Consider the following 16,481-nt stretch of genomic DNA (forward strand, 5'->3'; position numbering starts at 1 on the left):
CGATCACCGTCTCGCCCAACGGTGGTTGAGGTGCGAGTCCGCCCAGCGGGCGAAGCCTCGAAGCCACCGGCAGCGATCACCGCACCGTGAAGGCCTGCGAGGTGCCACGGTAGGGCCGCACCCTGCCGGTCCAGCCGTCCCTCCGGTCACCGGTCTGCACGAGACGGTAGGTGCCGGGTGGCGTCTGCTCGCCGATCCGCCACTCGACCGTTGTCCGCGAGGCGGCGATGCCCTCCCGCTCCCACGTGTACGTCGTGTCCCAGTCGCGGTCGGTCAGGACGGTCCTCCACCCGTTGCCGCTCCGGCGCTGGACCTCCAGGAAGGTGCCGTTGGTGCGCAGGTCGTTCTTCGGGTGGGCCCCGCGGAAGACGGCGGTGGCGGTCTCCCCCTTCGCGTAGGCGTCCCGCGGCTGGATGAGCACCTCACCGAAGTCCTGGCCGATCGGGGTGTCGTCGTGGACGACCCCGGGGCGCTCCGGGTACCAGCTGCCGCTCCGGTCCTCGGGGCGCACGCCGTTGCCCACGGACTCACCCTCGGCCATCGCGGAGGCGAGGTCGGCGTACTCCTGCCGGTAGGCGGCCAGCGTGTGTGGGCCGAACTCCGTCGACGCGCCCTCGTAGTGCTGGGCCGCGAACTCCTCGCGCGTGGCGACGTAGCCGGTGTAGGAGTTGGCCAGGCCGGCGACGACGACGGTGTCCACGCCGCTGCCCGCGAGGCGCTTCTTCACCGTGGCCTCGAGGCGCCGCCCGCTCATCGTCGTCGGCTCGCCGGGTACGCCGACGATCGCGAGGGAGCCGAGGCGCAGCAGCTGGACGGGGACCTTCGTCGGGACCCAGCCGAGGTGGCCGGTCGGGAGCAGCACGGGCTTCTCCGCCTGGCAGCTGTCGAGCACGGGGGCGTCGACGAGGGCGTCGACGAGGGCGTCGCCGAGCAGGGCGCCCAGGGCCGAGCCCGCGATGGCGTCGAGTGCACCGCCGGTCATGCTGCTGCGGGTCATCCCCTCGGTGATGCCGGGGATGTTCGAGGGGCCGTTCTCGCCACCTGCGGCGAAGGAGAACCCGCGGGCCGGGGTGCACAGGTCGCGCTCCGGATCGCCCTTGGTGAACTCGTCGCGGACCGTGTAGTCGCCGAAGTCGGCCCAGCGGGAGCGGCTGTCGACGGGGCCGGTGAGGGGCTCCCCCTTCGCCTCCCACAGGCGGACCGCCGCGTCGAACTGCCGCCGGCCCGCCCGCTCGACGTTGAGCCGCTCGTCCGCGCTGCCCTCGTAGCCGGGGGCGGAGTGGGAGTTGCCGTCGACGGCGACGACATCGCCCTCCGCGGCGTTGGCGAAGCTCGCGACGAAGGTGTCGTCCGAGGCCGGGTCGGTGCCCATCCGCTCCTCGAAGAGGTAGCGCGCGTAGCCCTTGTTGTCGGCGCTGAGGTGGGTCCACTCCTTGCTGAAGCTCGTCGGGTGGACGGCGAACCAGTTGAGCATCCCGACCGGTTCTCCGGTGGCGTCGATGAGCTCCAGCTGGGTCATCCGGGTGTCGACGTCCGTGGGGTACTCGCCGGCGTCGTCGTTGGTCTCGTACGCCGGGACCGAGCGGTTGCGGGTGGCGTCGGCGAGCTCGCCCCGGGTCAGGGAGACACTGCCCGGCTCGAGATTGTCGTGCGCGCGGACGATCGAGGCGACGATGCCGTCGACGGCGGCGCGGAAGTTCTGCGAGCTGTAGCCCGCCCCCGAGGCGTCGGCACCGGCGATCTGGTAGAGCGTCGCGTGCGCCTGGCCGGAGTTGCCGACGTGGGTGTGCGTGGCGGTGAGCATGACGTTGTCGCCGGTGTAGGTGTCGCCGAAGCGCTCGCGCAGCTCCTTGACCACCTCGACGCGCACGGACTGGAACATCGCGCCCATGTCCGCGGAGACGTAGACGATCCGCTCGTCGGTGCCGGGGTCGGCGATGACGTAGGCGTGCGAGTACAGGCGGTCCTGGATGCCCCGCATCTCCTGCTGTGCGGCGTAGCCGAAGGCGCCCGTCTCCGCCGCGGCCCCCGTGATGTCGTACAGGCCGGCGCCGACGAGGTAGTCAGCGGACGCGGGCGCGGCCGTGGCGCTCGCGGCGAAGGGGGCGACCAGGCCGAGCGCGAGCGCGCCGGTGAGCAGTCGGGTCCGGGTCCTTCGCGACATCGCGACTCCTGCATCGGGGTGAGCGGTGGCACCGCGCCAAAAGTTACTGCTAAGTAATATTGGCTGCAGGAGGTGGGGTCGTCAACTGCGCCTCGGTGCCGCGGGGGCAGTGGGTGCCGAAGTGTGTCCGCCTCGGGTGAGCCGTCCCCGCAGCACGGCGGTCGCCGCCGCGGCGGCGACCGAGGTGGCGAAGGCCCCCCAGGCCATGTCGATGGGCACGATCCCGGCGGGGTAGCCCTCGATGACGGCAAGACTGGTCAGGTCGAAGGTCGCGTACGCGACCACACCCAGCGCCGCCCCCTGCAGGGCCGCGCTGCGGATGCTGCCGCTGCCCAGGGCCGGGGCGGTCGCGAAGTGCGTGATGCCGAGCGTGTAGATCACGTAGAACGCTGCTGCGGCAGGGGCGTTCATCGGGTCGGCGAGCAGGGGGCCGAAGGCGCGCTCGTAGGTGCCCTGGGCGACGACACCGAGCCAGACGCCGTCGAGGACGCCGAAGGCGATCGCGGTCACGGCCCAGCCCGCGAGCCAGGCCCTCGCGCCCAGTGGGGGATTCGTCGTGGCGGTCATGGGGCCCTCCCGAGCGTGGCGCCGGGTCCGTGGCGGCACGGCGTGCCGATCCCGAGCGTGTCCTACCTTTGTCCAAGGTTAGTCGATGTCCGCGGAGCGGGGGGCGATGACGCACCCTCCGGACCGCGCATGATCCGTGGATCCGCGGGTACGGCGAGGACATGTCGCGTCAACTCGTACGCCCACGCAATGGCAAGTGGATCGCAGGCGTCTGCGCCGGTCTCGCCGACCGGCTCGGACTGCCGCGCTTCCTGGTCCGCCTCGGTTTCGTCATCTTCGGCATCGTCGGGGTGGGGGAGCTCGTCTACATCGTGCTGTGGATCCTCATGCCGAAGTCCGACAACTAGTCCTCCTCGCGTCCTCGGGAGACCGAGGCGTCGAGGCGTGCCGAAGGGGGCCGGGTGACGTGAACCCGGCCCCCTTCGGCGTGCGCCTGGTCCTTGAGCAGGTCTAGTCCTCCGGCAGGGCGGCGAACGCCGTCTTCGTGTCGCGGTACCAGCCCAGGCTCCTGCGGGGGTGGCGCCAGCGCCCCTTCATGTCCTCGCGAGCCGGCTGGTGCGCGGCGTCGCCGGCCTTCTCCGCCTCCTTGAGGTGGCGGTCCTGGGCGTTGATCACGTCGTCGGCGCTCTCGCCGCGGTGCTCGAGGTCGCAGGGTCCGCCGAGCTGGCGGCAGGTCATGGTCTTCATCGTCGTGGTCCTCTCCTTCGTGCGTTCACTGGTCTGACGATCCGGGGGCGTCGGGTGTGACCGAGGAGGTCACCCCCTTCGCTCGGTGTCGCGGCGGCGCACGACCTGCGCGAGCACGGACTCCTCGGCGCGGAAGGTGATGCCCGTGACCCGGCCGTCCGCGACGGTGAAGTCGAAGAGGACCTTGGCCGCGCCCCGGTGGAACCATGCGGCGCCCGGCCGGTCGCCGACGAGGACCGGCAGGGCGGCGTGGGCGCTGCCGTTGAAGAACTCCGCGACCTCACGTCGGCCGTCGATCCGCTCGGGGGATCCCAGGGTGATCGCGGCGGCATCGGCGCCGACCGCGACGTCGGGGGCGAGGAGCTGCAGGAGGGTGTCGAAGTCGCCCTCCCGCGCCGCGGCCATGAAGGCGTCGACGATCTCCCAGTCGGACAGCCCGTCGTGCGAGGGCTCATCCGATGATGGGTGAGGTGCGACGGAGGAGCCTCGGTACCGGACCTTGGCCCGGGCGCGGGAGGCGAGCTTCCGGGCGGCCATGGGGGTGGTGTCGAGGACGGCGGCGATCGTCGGGAAGTCGAAGCCGAAGCTGTCGTGGAGGACGAAGGCGACCCGCTCGCCGGGTGTGAGGCGGTCGATGACCACCTGCAGGGCGATACCGACGGTGTCGGCGAGGGCGACCTCGTCCGCCGCGTCGGGGGAGGTCTCGGGGGCCTCGACCTCGTCGTGCGGCTCGGGTGTGCGGGACTTCAGGCGGTCCAGGCACAGCCGGCTCGTGACCGTGGTCAGCCAGGCGGGCAGGGAGTCGATGCGCGCATCCGTGCCGTGGAGGCGCAGCCAGGCCTGCTGGACGATGTCCTCCGCCTCGGCGTGGTCGCGGAGGATGCGGGTGGCCAGCCCGACCAGTCGTGGCCGCTCCGCCTCGAAGGCCCGCGTGCGGTCGTCCTCGTGCACCTGGTCCATGGGTCCCGCCTCCGTCCGTCGTCGTCACCGAAATGACGAATGGGCCGTCACGAGTGTGACGGCCCGGAGGGTCTGGTGGGCGGTGAGCCCGGTCCCGGGCGGTGCCCGGGGGATGGAGGTCGGCCTGACGACGCTGTCAGGCCGGGCCTCAGCTGCGGGTGGTGATCGTGGCGGGGACGAACATGTTGGCGCCGCGACGGAGGGTCGCGATGATGCCGGAGAAGCCCAGCTCGGACAGCGCGACGCGCTCGGAGCCGGGGACGAGGTGACGGCCGGCGACCCACCACGGGGAGAGGCCCGCGACGAGGAGGACGGCCAGGACTGCGATGGTTGCGAAGATGCTCATGACTCAAGTATCACGAACATCTTCAACAACCACAAGCAGCGGTTCCCACAAGAACATCAGGTAACGCCTTATGGTTGACGCATGATCGATCTGCACCGTCTGTCCATCTGGCGCGCCGTCGTCGCGAGCGGTTCCGTCAGCGGCGCCGCGGCCAACCTCGGCTTCACGCCGGCGACCGTCAGCCAGCACATCATCGCCCTGCAGACGGCCGTCGGGCTGCCGCTGTACGAGCGGCGCGGGAGGGGCATCGAGCCCACCGCAGTGGGCGAGCGCCTGGCCGAGGAGTCGACCGAGGTCTTCGAGAGCGCGCGCCGCCTGGAGGCTTTCATCGAGGACCTGCACGCAGGGCCGACGCCGACCCTGTCGATCGGGTCCTTCGCCTCGCTCGCCCGGGCCTGGCTGCCCGGTGTCGTCGCCGACCTGACGAAGGAGTTCCCCGACGTGCAGTGGGCGATCGACATCCACACGCCCGAGGCGCCCCCCGGGTATCGCACCCGCGACATCGAGATCGACGACGAGGTCCCGGCCGAGATGCCGCTCGACCTCAGCGGCTACCGGCGGCGGGAGCTGGCGATCGACGACTTCGGGGTCGCGGTGGCGGCCGACCACCCGCTCGCCGGCGCGACGGAGGTGCGGGCCGTCGAGTTGCGCGACGAGCTGTGGATCGACCACGACATGTACGACCGCACGTCCGGCCGGGTGGTGCGGGACGCGTGCCACGCCGCCGGGTTCGAGCCGCGCTACGTGGCCCGGTCGGACGACCACAACGTCGCCTTCGCCATGGTGGGTGCGGGCGTCGGCATCGCGATGCTGCCGAGGCTGGCGAAGGGGGAGACCCCCGCCCACGTGCACACGGCGCCGGTCGTCGATCCCGTCCCGCAGCGGCGGATCGCGATGCACGTGCGGGACACGAGCAGTCACCTGGACTACGTCCAGCGGGCGGTCGAGCTGATCGAGGAGCGCGCGGAGGCGGGGCCCGGGGAGTAGCTGCCGGTGCTGCGGGTCGTGATCGCGACGCCCCCTTCTTCCCGCCTCTCGTCCGGTCTCGGTCAATCTACGATGTGGCCGATACATGGAGATAGTGACCTACCGGCCATTCCCGAGTGTCGTGAGATGTCTCGGGGGCGAGCGAGCCGACCTCCTTCGTCCGGGGCAGTGGAGTGGCTCCCATGGTGACAGGGTGGGGCACATGGACAGCGGATCGTGGTCGAGCGAGGACATGCCGGACCTGACGGGGCGCACTGCGGTCGTCACCGGCGCCAACACCGGCCTCGGCGCGGTGACCGCACGAGAGCTCTCCCGGCGGGGTGCCCGGGTGGTCCTCGCCTGCCGGGACGTGGCGAAGGGGACGGACGTCGCCTCGGACCTCGCCGGGGCGCAGGTGGTCCGGCTGGACCTCTCGTCCCTGGAGTCGGTGCGGGAGGCGGCGGTGCAGATCGGGGAGGCGAACGGCCGGCTCGACCTGCTGGTCAACAACGCCGGCGTGATGATGACGCCCCGCGGGGTCACCCGGGACGGCTTCGAGCTGCAGCTCGGCACCAACCATCTCGGTCACTTCGCCCTGACCGGCCTCCTGCTCGACCGACTCGTCGCCACCCCGGGGTCCCGGGTGGTCACCGTCTCGAGCCTGGCGCATCGCCTCGGGTCCGGGCGGATGAACTTCGAGGACCTGCACAGCGAGCGCTCCTACGACCGGATGGGCGCCTACGCGCAGTCGAAGCTGGCCAACCTCCTCTTCACCCACGAGTTGCAGCGGCGACTCGTGGCGACCGGCGCGGAGACCATCGCGGTGGCGGCACACCCGGGCATCTCGAGCACCGACCTCGGCCGCTACGTGCCCTGGTACGCGCGTCCGGTGGTCTCGGGGTTCACCCTCGCCGCCGGGCACAACGCGGCGAAGGGGGCGCTGCCCACCCTCCGCGCCGCGACCGATCCCGCCGTGGTCGGCGGGGACTACCTCGGGCCGACCGGCTACCGGCAGATGCGGGGGCGCCCCGGTCTGGTCACCCCGTCCCGTGCCTCGCGCGATCCGGAAGCCATGCGACGGCTGTGGGAGATCTCCGAGGAGCTCACCGGCGTCCGGCCGCGGCTCGCCGTGGGTTGAGTGCCACCGGCCACTAGATCTGAGCACTTCCGGACCCGCCGTGTGGCTGAGCGCCCGCGGGCATGCCGGTGAGCCCTTCCCTGGGGAAGGGCTGTGGGGCGGGGTCGCTACAGGTGCCAGGTCACGCCGGTGGGGGTGATGCTCGCGTGGAGGTCGTGGGTGTGGACGGTGGTGTGGTGGCGCTGGCAGAGCAGGGCGGCGTTGTCGATGTCGGTGGTCCCGCCGCGGGACCACCAGGCCACGTGGTGGGCATCGCACCACTGCGGGGGCATGGTGCACCCGGGGTAGGTGCAGCCGCCGTCCCGTAGCCAGAGGGCGCGTTTTTGTCCGGGGGTGAACCAGCGCGCCGACCGTCCCAGGTCCAGGATCTCGCTGTCACCGCCGAGCACGGCGGGGATGATCCCCGCGTCGCAGGCCAGCTTGCGCACCACCGAGGGGGCCAGCACCTGCCCGGTCGCGCTCACTCCCGCGCCGTGGGTGCCCTCGCGCAGGTCGTCCAGGCCGATGGTGACCACCACCTGCGCCTTCTCGCACGTCGGCTCCGCGCCCGGGGAGGCGACCCCGCGGCGGATGATCTCCACCAGCGCGTCCGCGCGCCGTTGGGTCGCGGGCCGCTCGTCCGGTTCACCCTCGGGGCCCTTGACCGGCCCGGACAGCGCGGCCAGGGCGGCGTCGACGACCGCGGCGCCCTCGGGATCGAGCACCACCCGGTACAGGGACATCCCGGCCGGGCCCTGGCTCTTGGTCAACGAGCGGCCACGCTTGGCGCGCCGGTCCTCGTCCTCGATGTCCTTCTCCGGTTTCAGCAACCGCCCGGTGCGGGTGGTCGCCGCGGCCAGCTCCTTCTCGCTCAGGCCCCGCACCCGCTCCCGCCGCCGCCCCTCCGGGCCGGTGGCGACGACGTCGTCCTTCGCGGCCGCGACCAGGGTGCCCAGGTCCTCCTCGAGCAGGCCCTCGTCGGCGACCGGCGCGACCTGGGCGTGGAAGCGCACCAGCTGGTCGGCCTTGCCCAGCGGCAGGTCGCCGTCCTCGAAGGCCTCGCGCACCGCGTCCACGGCCTCGCTGGCGCGGGTGGCGTGCCGCCCCGCCAACGCGGTGCCGGCCTTGGCCACCCGCACCACCGACGCGGTGTGCCGCACGCTCGGGTCCGGTGCGCGCTGGCCTTCGGCGCGGGTGACCCAGTCCGTGGGGGACCACGACGACTCCCCCGGCAGCCCACGCGCCAGGCCCTCGCGGACCAGGTCGACCTCGGCGATCTCCAGCAGGGCGCGTGCCTGCCCGATCACCGCCAACGCCTCGGTGATCTCCGCCTCCCCCAGGCGCCACAGCTCCCCGCCACCACCAGCACTGCGGATCAACGAGCGCAGCGCGTCACGCAGGCCGGGAGCAGTCCCGTAGGCCTCGTGCCACTGCGCCGTCATCTCCATGAAGACACCCTGCCAGCGACCACCGACAACGCAGCCCGGGCGTGGTTTCGAGGCTCGCTCGCTACGCGAACTCACACCTCAACCACCACTGTCGGGACTCGCTATGCACACCTCAACCACCGGGTGTCGAAGGGCCAGCCGCCGGTGCGCGCACACCCACCTGTGGACGGCATGCCAGTACCCGTACCGGCCGGCCGCTCCTCGAACGCATGAGCCGCGCTGCCGCGGGTAGGGCGACCACAACGAACCCCCCAACACGGAAGAAGCGAGATGAAACTGCAGGCACTCCGCAAGGTCTACGACGCGGAAGGACCCTTCGCCACCGTCTACCTGGAGGCGCGCTCGCCCGGCGAGGACGCACGCAAGCAGGTGCGGCTGCGCTGGGACGCCCTGCGTGGGCAGCTGGAGGACGCGCAGGCCCCCGAGGCGGCGCTGACCGCGCTCGACGACGCGGTCCTCGACGAGCCGAGTGGGGAGGTCCAGGCCGACGGTCGAGTCCTCGTCGCCGGGAGCGACGGGGTGCTCCTCAACGAGCCGTGGGACGCCGCACTCGGCGCCGGCGACGCCGCCCACGTCGCCGGACAGCCCGAGCTGGGCGCCTACGTCCGGGAGTGGGCGCACTCGGTGCGGCTGCTGGTGGCGATCGTGGATCAGAACCGCGCCGTGGTCCGGCGTGAGGTCGCTGTCGCCGATCGCGAGCACCCTGCCGGCCCCGAGGAGGTCGTGGAGCCGGACACCGTCGAGTCCGTCCACAAGCCGCGCGGGCAGGCACTGTCCCACAAGCAGATCCAGCGCCGGGCGCACGAGACGGTCGAGCAGAATGCCCGGGAGATCGCCGAGCACCTCCAGTCGGTGGCCAAGCACTGGACACCGGACGTGCTGGTCCTGGCCGGCGAGGTGCAGGGCAGGACCGCGGTGCAGGAGGCGCTGCCCGAGGCACTCGCTCGGATCTGCCACCAGACCGACAGCGGAGGGACCGTCGACGAGGCGGCCGAGGAGGCACTCACCGCCGCGCTGCGCGAGCTGGCCAGCGACGTCGCGGCTGAGCGCGACCACCACCACCGTGAACGATTCGAGGAGGCCAAGGCGCACGACCGGGCGGTCGAGGGCTCACGGGCCGTCGCTCAGGCCGCCGAGGCCGGCGCCGTCGACACCATCTTCTTCGGTGACGGCGAGGCCCCCTCGGGTGACGGAGAGCTGCTCGCCGCCTGTGCCCGGACTGATGCCGACGCCGAGGTGCTGGACGGCTCCGTCACCGATGGAGTCGCCGCGGTGCTGCGATTCGAGGCGCCCGTCAGTTGAGCCGTTCGCCGCTGTCGGCGTGGAAGACGTGCAGGTGCTCGGGGGCCGGCCGGACGCGTAGCGTGTCCCCGCGCACCGGCGGGCGTCGCCCGTCCACGCGCGCCACGAAGGGCTTCGTGTCCCCGTCCGGACCGATGATGTCGATGCCCTCACCCATGGGGGTGGTGTGCACGTAGGCGTCGGCGCCGAGCTCCTCGACGAGGTCGACCCTGAGGGGGAACCCGTCGTCGCTCGCCACCAGGTCCTCCGGGCGGAGGCCGACGACGACGTGCGCGCCCGCGTCGGCGAGCACGTCGCGCGGCACGTCGAGCACGTGGTCACCGAAGGCCACGCCGCCGTCGACGACCGGGACCTTGACGAGATTCATGGCCGGGGAGCCGATGAAGCCGGCGACGAAGACGTTCGCGGGGCGGTCGTAGGTCTCCCGGGCCGTGGCGCACTGCTGCAGGTGCCCGTCCTTGAGCACCGCGATGCGGTCGCCCATCGTCATCGCCTCGGTCTGGTCGTGCGTGACGTACACGGTCGTCACCCCCAGGCGGCGCTGCAGCGAGGCGATCTGGGTGCGGGTCTGCACGCGCAGCTTGGCGTCGAGGTTCGACAGCGGCTCGTCCATGAGGAAGACCTGCGGCTGCCGGACGATGGCGCGTCCCATGGCCACGCGCTGGCGCTGGCCACCGGAGAGGGCCTTCGGCTTGCGGTCGAGGTACTCGGTCAGGTCGAGGACCTTGGCCGCCTCGTCGATGCGCTTGGCGATGTCGGCCTTGTCGTTGCCGGCGATCTTCAGCGCGAAGGCCATGTTGTCGGCCACTGACATGTGCGGGTACAGCGCGTAGTTCTGGAAGACCATCGCGATGTCGCGTTCCTTCGGCGATGCCCCCGTGACGTCCGTGTCGCCGATGAGGATCCGCCCGCTCGTCACCTCCTCGAGGCCGGCGAGCATCCGCAGCGAGGTCGACTTGCCGCATCCGGACGGGCCGACGAGGACGAGGAACTCCCCGTCCTCGATGTCGATGTCGAGGGCGTCCACCGCGGGCGTCGGGTGCCCCGGGTAGGTCCGGGTGGCGCCGTCGTAGGTCACCGTTGCCATGATCTCTCCTTCACCGGCGCTGCGCGCCGAACCGTTGCTCGGGGTGGGGTCGTGGGTGGGGGACGAGGGTGCGAAGGGGGTGGGGCCGGCCGGTCATCGGAGCAGCTCCTCGGCCAGGGCGAAGTCGCAGACGAGCCCGGTGACCAGGCCCCCTTCGACCGCTGCCCGCACGGCGGTGGCCCGCTCGGCGCCGGCGCACACGGCGATGACCTCGGGCATGGCCACGAGCTCGGCGACGGACACCGAGATCAGCCGGTCGGCCAGCGGCGAGGTGACGCTGCGCCCGTGCTCGTCGAAGAGGGCGCCGGCGATCTCGCCGACGACACCCGCCTCCCGGACCTCCCGGCGCTCCTGCGCCGAGACGGCGTCGTGGATCGTCGAGGTGCCCGCACCCCACCCGCCCAGCCCGACGACGGCGTGCGTCACCCGGGCCCGGTCGGCGATGGCGGTGCGGACCTCGCTCTGCCGCAGCACCGCACGGGCCGCGGCGGCATCCTCGAGGACGAAGGGGGCGAAGAAGAGCGTGGCCCGCCCGCCGGTGGCCCGGGCGCTCTCCCGGGCGATGGAGACCGCGCTGGAGTCGACCCCGGGCACCTGGAGGGCGCCGGTCAGCTGGACGACGTCGACCGGGGGCAGGTCGTGCAGCAGGGCGGGGAGGACGCTGACCGTGCGTGACCACGGGAGCCCGAGGACGTCCCCCTCGCGCAGCAGCTCGCTCAGCAGGTCGGCGGCGAGCTGTGCCAGGGCCTCCCGCGTCGCCGCGGCTCCGGCCGGCGTGGGCCCCGGGGTGACGAGCACGTGCTCGAGTCCCAGCCGGTCGCGCAGGCGGGCCGAGGTCTCGGTGTCGAGGCTGTCCGGCGGGGTGATGCTGATCCGCACGATGCCCGCGGCCAGGGCGAGGTCGATGAGCCGGGCGACCTTGAATCGGCTGATGCCCAGGGTCTCGGCGATGTCGGTCTTGGCCTCGCCCAGCACGTAGTGGCGCCGGGCGACCTCGGTCGCCAGGACGAGCTCCCTCGGCCCCGGACCGCCCTCGGTCGGGACCCTGCCGGTGGTTGACACACGAGCAGCATAGGCCCTTTACTCATATGAGCAACACCCCCGCTCATGTGAGCATCGGTGGATCGATGGTGACCACGCCGGCGGCGGTACCTCGTGCAACGGAGGACGAATCGTGCGACAGAGAGCCGGACGAGCACTGTGTGCCACGGCGGCGGCCACGCTGGCCCTCACGGCCTGCACCGCGGGCTGGGGCGGAGGCGCGCCCGAGGGCGGCAGCGGCAGCATCAACGTGCTCATGGTCAACAACCCCCAGATGGTCGACCTGCAACGGCTGACCAAGGAGCACTTCACCGAGGACACCGGCATCACCGTCAACTACACGGTCCTGCCGGAGAACGACGTCCGCGGCAAGATCAGCCAGGAGTTCTCCAGCCAGGCCGGCCAGTACGACGTCGCCTCGCTGAGCAACTTCGAGGTCCCGATCTACGCCAGGGCCGGGTGGATCGCGCCCCTCGACGAGTACGCCGAGCAGGACGGCGAGTTCGACCAGGACGACATCCTCGACTCGATGGAGAGCTCGCTCTCGCAGGACGGCTCGATCTACGCCGAGCCGTTCTACGGCGAGTCCTCCTTCCTCATGTACCGCAAGGACGTCCTCGCCGAGCACGACCTGACGATGCCCGACGAGCCGACGTGGGACGAGGTCGCGGAGGTGGCCGCCACCGTCGACGAGAACGAGCCGGGGATGGCCGGCATCTGCCTGCGCGGCCTGCCCGGGTGGGGGCAGGTCCTCGCGCCGTTGACGACGGTGGTCAACACCTACGGCGGTACCTGGTTCGACGACGACTGGGACGCGCGGGTCGCCTCCCCGGAGTTCACCGAGGCCGTGCAGTTCTACGTCGACCTCGTCCGCGACCACGGTGAGCGCGGCGCGCCCCAGGCCGGCTTCGCCGAGTGCCTCAACAGCCTCGTGCAGGGGGAGTCGGCCATGTGGTACGACGCCACCTCGGCCGCGGGGCTCATCGAGGCCGAGGGCTCGCCGCACCGGGGCAAGTTCGGCTACGCGGCGGCACCGACCGTCGAGACGGACAGCTCGGGCTGGCTCTACGCGTGGGTGTGGAGCATGCAGTCGGCGAGCACGAAGAAGGACAAGGCCTGGGAGTTCATCTCGTGGGCGTCGAGCAAGGAGTACGAGGAGCTCGTCGGCTCCGAGCTCGGCTGGTCGCGGGTCCCCTCGGGCAAGCGCGCGTCCACCTACGAGAACGAGGACTACCTGGCCGAGGCCGGTGACTTCGCGGGGCCGACCCTCGAGGCGCTCCAGGCGACCGATCCCCTGGACCCGGGCGTGCAGCCGCGTCCGGCGCCGGGCGTGCAGTTCGTCGGCATCCCGGAGTTCCCGTCCCTGGGGACGCAGGTCTCCCGGGAGATCAGCGCGGCGATCGCCGGCCAGCAGAGCGTGGAGGACGCACTCGAGCGCGGGCAGGAGCTCACCGACGACGTCGGCGCCCTGTATCGCGAGGGCAAGGGAGGGAGGCAGCCATGAGCGTCATGACCCGGACCGAAGGGGGCCGCGCCCCTGACGAGACCAAGGGGCCCGACCCCCGGTCCAGCTCCATGGCCAGGGCGGGACGGTGGGCCCGACGGGCGCCACTGCTCCCGGCGTTGATCTTCACGATCGTGGTCACCCAGCTGCCCTTCGCAGCGGCCGTGGTCATCTCGTTGATGAACTGGAATGCCTACTACCCCGACAACCGGGGCTTCGCCGGCTTCGGCAACTTCGCCAGCATCTTCACCGACTCCAACGCCCGGTCGGCGGTCCTCGTCACCATCGTGCTGACCGCCTCGGTGGTGCTGGTCAGCCTCGCCCTGGGGCTGGGCATCGCGATCCTGCTCGACCGGCCCTTCCGTGGCCGGGGGGTCGTGCGCACGATGATGATCACCCCCTTCCTCGTCGTCCCGGTGGCCGCTGCCCTGCTGTGGAAGCACGCCCTCTACAACCCGGAGTACGGGTTGCTCAACGGGATGCTCACGTGGGTCTTCGGCGACGATGCGCCACAACCGGACTGGATCAGCGAGAACCCACTCGTCTCGATCATCGTCGCGCTCGTGTGGCAGTGGACCCCCTTCATGATGCTCATCCTGCTGGCGGGCCTGCAGAGCCGACCGCTCGACGTCGTCGAGGCGGCCCGCCTGGACGGCGCCAGCTCGTGGCAGATCTTCCGGCACATGACGCTGCCGCACCTGCGTCGCTACATCGAGCTGGCCGGTCTGCTCGGCGCGATCTACGTCGTCCAGAACTTCGACCACGTCTTCACCATCACCGCCGGCGGGCTCGGCACCGCCAACCTGCCGTACTTCATCTACGAGACCTTCTACCTGGCGCAGGACTACGGACGGGCGTCCGCAGCAGGTGTCGTCACGGTCATCGGCACGCTGATCGTCGCGATCCTCGCGCTGCGCACGGTCTTCAGCATCTTCAAGGAGGAGACGTCGTGACCGCTGCACCCCAGATCCAGAAGTCGAGACGGCCAGGGCTCGCGGGCCTGCTCACGGCGGCCGCGTGGGCGTGCGGCATCCTCTTCGCCCTCCCGGTCCTGTGGATGGTGCTGACCTCCTTCCACAGCGAGCCGGACGCGGCCACCAACCCCCCGAGCCTCTTCGCGCCGCTCAGCCTCGAGGGGTACCGCTCCTTCCTCGACGCCGGGCCGTGGCCGCCGCTGCTGAACTCGATGACGGCCAGCATCGTCTCGACGATCCTCGTCATCCTGCTCGCCTTCCCCGCGGCATACGCCCTCTCGATCAAGCCGGTGGAGAAGTGGACGGACGTCATGTTCTTCTTCCTCTCCACGAAGATGCTGCCGATCGTCGCGGCGATCATGCCGCTGTACCTCTTCGCGCAGCAGCTCCAGGTGCTCGACAACATCTGGTTCCTCGTCGTCCTCTACACGGCGATGAACCTGCCGATCGCGGTGTGGATGCTGCGCTCCTTCCTCGCTGAGGTGCCCACGGAGATGCTCGAGGCGGCGCAGGTCGACGGTGCCGGCCTCATCCGCACCCTCGTGTCGGTCGTCGCGCCCGTCGTGGCGCCGGGGATCGCGGCGGCCTCGCTCATCTGCTTCATCTTCAGCTGGAACGAGCTGCTCCTCGCCCGGGTGCTCACGAGCACGGTGGCCCAGACCGCCCCGGTCTTCCTCACCGGCTTCGTCACCAGCCAGGGCCTCTTCCTCGCCAAGGTCTGCGCGGCGTCCTTCGTCGTCTCCGTGCCCGTGCTCGTGGCCGGCTTTGCCGCGCAGGACAAGCTGGTGCAGGGCCTGTCGATGGGGGCCGTCAAGTGAGCCGAGCGCTGGTCGACCTCACCACCGACGAAGGGGGTCCCACCGGCCTGGACGAGCGGGTCGCCGCGCCCGGCTACGACCGCACGTCGCTGCGGACGGGGATCGTCCACTTCGGGATCGGCGGGTTCCACCGGGCGCACCTCGCGGCCTACCTCGATCGGCTCATGGAGTCGGGAGGGGCCTCGGACTGGGCCCTCACCGGGGTCGGGGTGCTGCCGCACGACCGCGCGATCGTGGAGACCCTCGCCGAGCAGGGCGGGCGGTACACCCTCGTCGTCAAGCACCCCGACGGCCGCCTGGAGCCGCGCATCATCGGGTCCATCCGCGAGGCGCTGCTCGCGCCCGACGACCCCGAGGCGGTGCTCGACCGGCTGACCGATCCCGCGGTGCGCATCGTGTCGATGACGATCACGGAGGGCGGATACCTCGTCAACCAGGTCACCGGCGAGCTCGACGCCGACGCGGAGTCGATCCGGGCGGACCTCGTCCCGGGGGCCACGCCGAGCTCCGTCTTCGGGTACGTCGTCGAGGGGCTGCGCCGGCGCCGCGCCGCCGGCACCGCCCCCTTCGCCGTCATGTCCTGCGACAACCTCCCGGGCAACGGTGACGTGGCCCGGCGGATGATCACCGCCTTCACCCGGCTGACCGAGCCCGAGCTCGCCGACTGGATCGAGCGGGAGGTGGCCTTCCCCAACGCCATGGTCGACCGGATCACCCCGGTCACCTCGCCCGAGGACGTCGCCACGCTCGAGAGCGAGTTCGGTATCAGGGACGGGTGGCCCGTCGTCTGCGAGCCCTTCACGCAGTGGGTCCTCGAGGATGACTTCCCGCTGGGGCGCCCGGCGCTGCAGCAGGTCGGTGTCCAGCTCGTCGAGGACGTCGTGCCCTACGAGCTGATGAAGCTGCGGCTGCTCAACGCCAGCCACCAGGCGCTCTGCTACCTCGGCCACCTCGCCGGCCACCGCTACGCGCACGAGGTGCTGGGGGAGGAGCCCTTCCGCCGGTTCCTCCTCCGCTACATGGTCCGCGAGGGGATGCCGACGCTTCCCGAGGTCCCCGGGGTGGACCTGCAGGAGTACGCCCGGACGCTCATCGAGCGCTTCGCCAACCCCGAGATCCGCGACACCCTCGCCCGGCTCTGTGCCGAGAGCAGCGACCGGATCCCCAAGTGGCTCGTGCCGGTGATCCGCGCCAACCTCGCCGCCGGCGGGGAGATCGAGCTGTCCGCGCTCGTCGTCGCGTCCTGGGCCCGCTACGCGGAGGGGGTGGACGAGCAGGGACACCCGATCGAGGTCGTCGACCGGCTCCGGGAGCGGGTCATGGCCGCGGCCGCACGGCACGAGGAGGACGAGCTCGCGTTCCTGCGCGACCCGGACCTCTTCGGCGACCTCGTCGAGGACGACCGCTTCACGAGCGCCTACCGGCAGGCCCTCGCGAGCCTGCACGAGGTCGGGGCCCGCAGCACCGTCGAGCGGTGGATCGAGCGGGTCGGTGCCTGAC

At 71.6% G+C, this 16,481-nt stretch carries 16 protein-coding genes; 8 read left to right on the plus strand and 8 right to left on the minus strand.

The window, feature by feature from the left end; genetic code table 11:
* Positions 1-76 precede the first annotated feature (76 nt).
* Both O9K63_RS13060 and O9K63_RS13065 read right to left on the minus strand, forming a co-directional pair.
* Positions 77-2,164, minus strand: a complete 2,088-nt coding sequence (locus O9K63_RS13060; RefSeq protein ID WP_277238481.1) for a neutral/alkaline ceramidase — start codon at positions 2,162-2,164, stop codon at positions 77-79.
* An 81-nt stretch (positions 2,165-2,245) separates the two neighbouring features.
* Positions 2,246-2,731 carry a DUF2177 family protein gene (locus O9K63_RS13065; protein ID WP_277238483.1) on the minus strand — a complete coding sequence of 162 codons (486 nt, stop codon included), beginning with the start codon at positions 2,729-2,731 and terminating at the stop codon, positions 2,246-2,248.
* 161 nt (positions 2,732-2,892) lie between these two features.
* On the opposite strand from O9K63_RS13065, the gene O9K63_RS13070 reads away from it, so the two are divergent.
* Complete coding sequence (locus tag O9K63_RS13070; RefSeq protein ID WP_277238485.1) at positions 2,893-3,078, plus strand: PspC domain-containing protein; 186 nt, start codon at positions 2,893-2,895, stop codon at positions 3,076-3,078.
* A 103-nt stretch (positions 3,079-3,181) separates the two neighbouring features.
* Here O9K63_RS13070 and O9K63_RS13075 read toward each other — a convergent pair whose 3' ends face one another.
* The 3 genes from O9K63_RS13075 to O9K63_RS13085 all read right to left on the minus strand — a co-directional run bounded on the left by O9K63_RS13075 (position 3,182) and on the right by O9K63_RS13085 (position 4,724).
* On the minus strand, positions 3,182-3,418 hold the full coding sequence (locus O9K63_RS13075; RefSeq protein WP_277238486.1) for a DUF1059 domain-containing protein: 237 nt from the start codon (positions 3,416-3,418) through the stop codon (positions 3,182-3,184).
* Between the two features lie 69 nt (positions 3,419-3,487).
* Positions 3,488-4,378, minus strand: a complete 891-nt coding sequence (locus tag O9K63_RS13080; RefSeq protein ID WP_277238488.1) for a sigma-70 family RNA polymerase sigma factor — start codon at positions 4,376-4,378, stop codon at positions 3,488-3,490.
* Between the two features lie 148 nt (positions 4,379-4,526).
* Positions 4,527-4,724 carry a hypothetical protein gene (locus O9K63_RS13085; protein ID WP_277238490.1) on the minus strand — a complete coding sequence of 66 codons (198 nt, stop codon included), beginning with the start codon at positions 4,722-4,724 and terminating at the stop codon, positions 4,527-4,529.
* 81 nt (positions 4,725-4,805) lie between these two features.
* On the opposite strand from O9K63_RS13085, the gene O9K63_RS13090 reads away from it, so the two are divergent.
* Positions 4,806-5,711, plus strand: coding sequence for a LysR family transcriptional regulator (locus O9K63_RS13090; protein WP_277238492.1), 906 nt, complete (start codon positions 4,806-4,808; stop codon positions 5,709-5,711).
* Between the two features lie 202 nt (positions 5,712-5,913).
* Positions 5,914-6,828, plus strand: a complete 915-nt coding sequence (locus O9K63_RS13095; RefSeq protein WP_277238494.1) for an oxidoreductase — start codon at positions 5,914-5,916, stop codon at positions 6,826-6,828.
* A 107-nt stretch (positions 6,829-6,935) separates the two neighbouring features.
* Here the strand turns inward: O9K63_RS13095 and O9K63_RS13100 are convergent, their stop codons facing one another.
* A complete protein-coding gene (locus O9K63_RS13100) occupies positions 6,936-8,255 on the minus strand; it encodes an HNH endonuclease signature motif containing protein (RefSeq protein ID WP_277238496.1) in 1,320 nt (439 codons plus the stop codon).
* A 270-nt stretch (positions 8,256-8,525) separates the two neighbouring features.
* Here O9K63_RS13100 and O9K63_RS13105 point away from each other — a divergent pair, with 270 nt between their 5' ends.
* On the plus strand, positions 8,526-9,557 hold the full coding sequence (locus tag O9K63_RS13105; protein WP_277238498.1) for a hypothetical protein: 1,032 nt from the start codon (positions 8,526-8,528) through the stop codon (positions 9,555-9,557).
* On the opposite strand, the gene O9K63_RS13110 is transcribed toward O9K63_RS13105, so the two are convergent.
* Both O9K63_RS13110 and O9K63_RS13115 read right to left on the minus strand, forming a co-directional pair.
* A complete protein-coding gene (locus O9K63_RS13110; protein WP_277238500.1) occupies positions 9,550-10,644 on the minus strand; it encodes an ABC transporter ATP-binding protein in 1,095 nt (364 codons plus the stop codon). The genes O9K63_RS13105 and O9K63_RS13110 overlap by 8 nt on opposite strands.
* Positions 10,645-10,737: 93 nt before the next feature.
* A complete protein-coding gene (locus tag O9K63_RS13115) occupies positions 10,738-11,706 on the minus strand; it encodes a sugar-binding transcriptional regulator (protein WP_277238503.1) in 969 nt (322 codons plus the stop codon).
* A gap of 112 nt (positions 11,707-11,818) precedes the next feature.
* On the opposite strand from O9K63_RS13115, the gene O9K63_RS13120 reads away from it, so the two are divergent.
* From O9K63_RS13120 to O9K63_RS13135, 4 genes are read left to right on the plus strand one after another with little or no spacing between them, the layout of a single operon-like run.
* Positions 11,819-13,189, plus strand: coding sequence for an ABC transporter substrate-binding protein (locus O9K63_RS13120; protein WP_431190323.1), 1,371 nt, complete (start codon positions 11,819-11,821; stop codon positions 13,187-13,189).
* A complete protein-coding gene (locus O9K63_RS13125; protein WP_431190324.1) occupies positions 13,186-14,142 on the plus strand; it encodes a carbohydrate ABC transporter permease in 957 nt (318 codons plus the stop codon). The genes O9K63_RS13120 and O9K63_RS13125 overlap by 4 nt, the downstream gene beginning before the upstream one ends.
* A 14-nt stretch (positions 14,143-14,156) precedes the next feature.
* Complete coding sequence (locus O9K63_RS13130) at positions 14,157-14,981, plus strand: carbohydrate ABC transporter permease (protein WP_431190393.1); 825 nt, start codon at positions 14,157-14,159, stop codon at positions 14,979-14,981.
* On the plus strand, positions 14,978-16,480 hold the full coding sequence (locus O9K63_RS13135; protein WP_431190325.1) for a mannitol dehydrogenase family protein: 1,503 nt from the start codon (positions 14,978-14,980) through the stop codon (positions 16,478-16,480). The genes O9K63_RS13130 and O9K63_RS13135 overlap by 4 nt, the downstream gene beginning before the upstream one ends.
* Position 16,481 lies beyond the last annotated feature (1 nt).

The organism is Janibacter cremeus (genome assembly GCF_029395675.1).
Classification (GTDB): domain Bacteria; phylum Actinomycetota; class Actinomycetes; order Actinomycetales; family Dermatophilaceae; genus Janibacter; species Janibacter cremeus_A.

Bases quoted from the DNA above. Each gene is read 5' to 3' on its own strand.
- O9K63_RS13060 (WP_277238481.1), bottom strand. From the start codon at position 2,164: ATGTCGCGAAGGACCCGGACCCGACTGCTCACCGGCGCGCTCGCGCTC.
- O9K63_RS13065 (WP_277238483.1), bottom strand. From the start codon at position 2,731: ATGACCGCCACGACGAATCCCCCACTGGGCGCGAGGGCCTGGCTCGCG.
- O9K63_RS13070 (WP_277238485.1), top strand. From the start codon at position 2,893: ATGTCGCGTCAACTCGTACGCCCACGCAATGGCAAGTGGATCGCAGGC.
- O9K63_RS13075 (WP_277238486.1), bottom strand. From the start codon at position 3,418: ATGAAGACCATGACCTGCCGCCAGCTCGGCGGACCCTGCGACCTCGAG.
- O9K63_RS13080 (WP_277238488.1), bottom strand. From the start codon at position 4,378: ATGGACCAGGTGCACGAGGACGACCGCACGCGGGCCTTCGAGGCGGAG.
- O9K63_RS13085 (WP_277238490.1), bottom strand. From the start codon at position 4,724: ATGAGCATCTTCGCAACCATCGCAGTCCTGGCCGTCCTCCTCGTCGCG.
- O9K63_RS13090 (WP_277238492.1), top strand. From the start codon at position 4,806: ATGATCGATCTGCACCGTCTGTCCATCTGGCGCGCCGTCGTCGCGAGC.
- O9K63_RS13095 (WP_277238494.1), top strand. From the start codon at position 5,914: ATGGACAGCGGATCGTGGTCGAGCGAGGACATGCCGGACCTGACGGGG.
- O9K63_RS13100 (WP_277238496.1), bottom strand. From the start codon at position 8,255: ATGGAGATGACGGCGCAGTGGCACGAGGCCTACGGGACTGCTCCCGGC.
- O9K63_RS13105 (WP_277238498.1), top strand. From the start codon at position 8,526: ATGAAACTGCAGGCACTCCGCAAGGTCTACGACGCGGAAGGACCCTTC.
- O9K63_RS13110 (WP_277238500.1), bottom strand. From the start codon at position 10,644: ATGGCAACGGTGACCTACGACGGCGCCACCCGGACCTACCCGGGGCAC.
- O9K63_RS13125 (WP_431190324.1), top strand. From the start codon at position 13,186: ATGAGCGTCATGACCCGGACCGAAGGGGGCCGCGCCCCTGACGAGACC.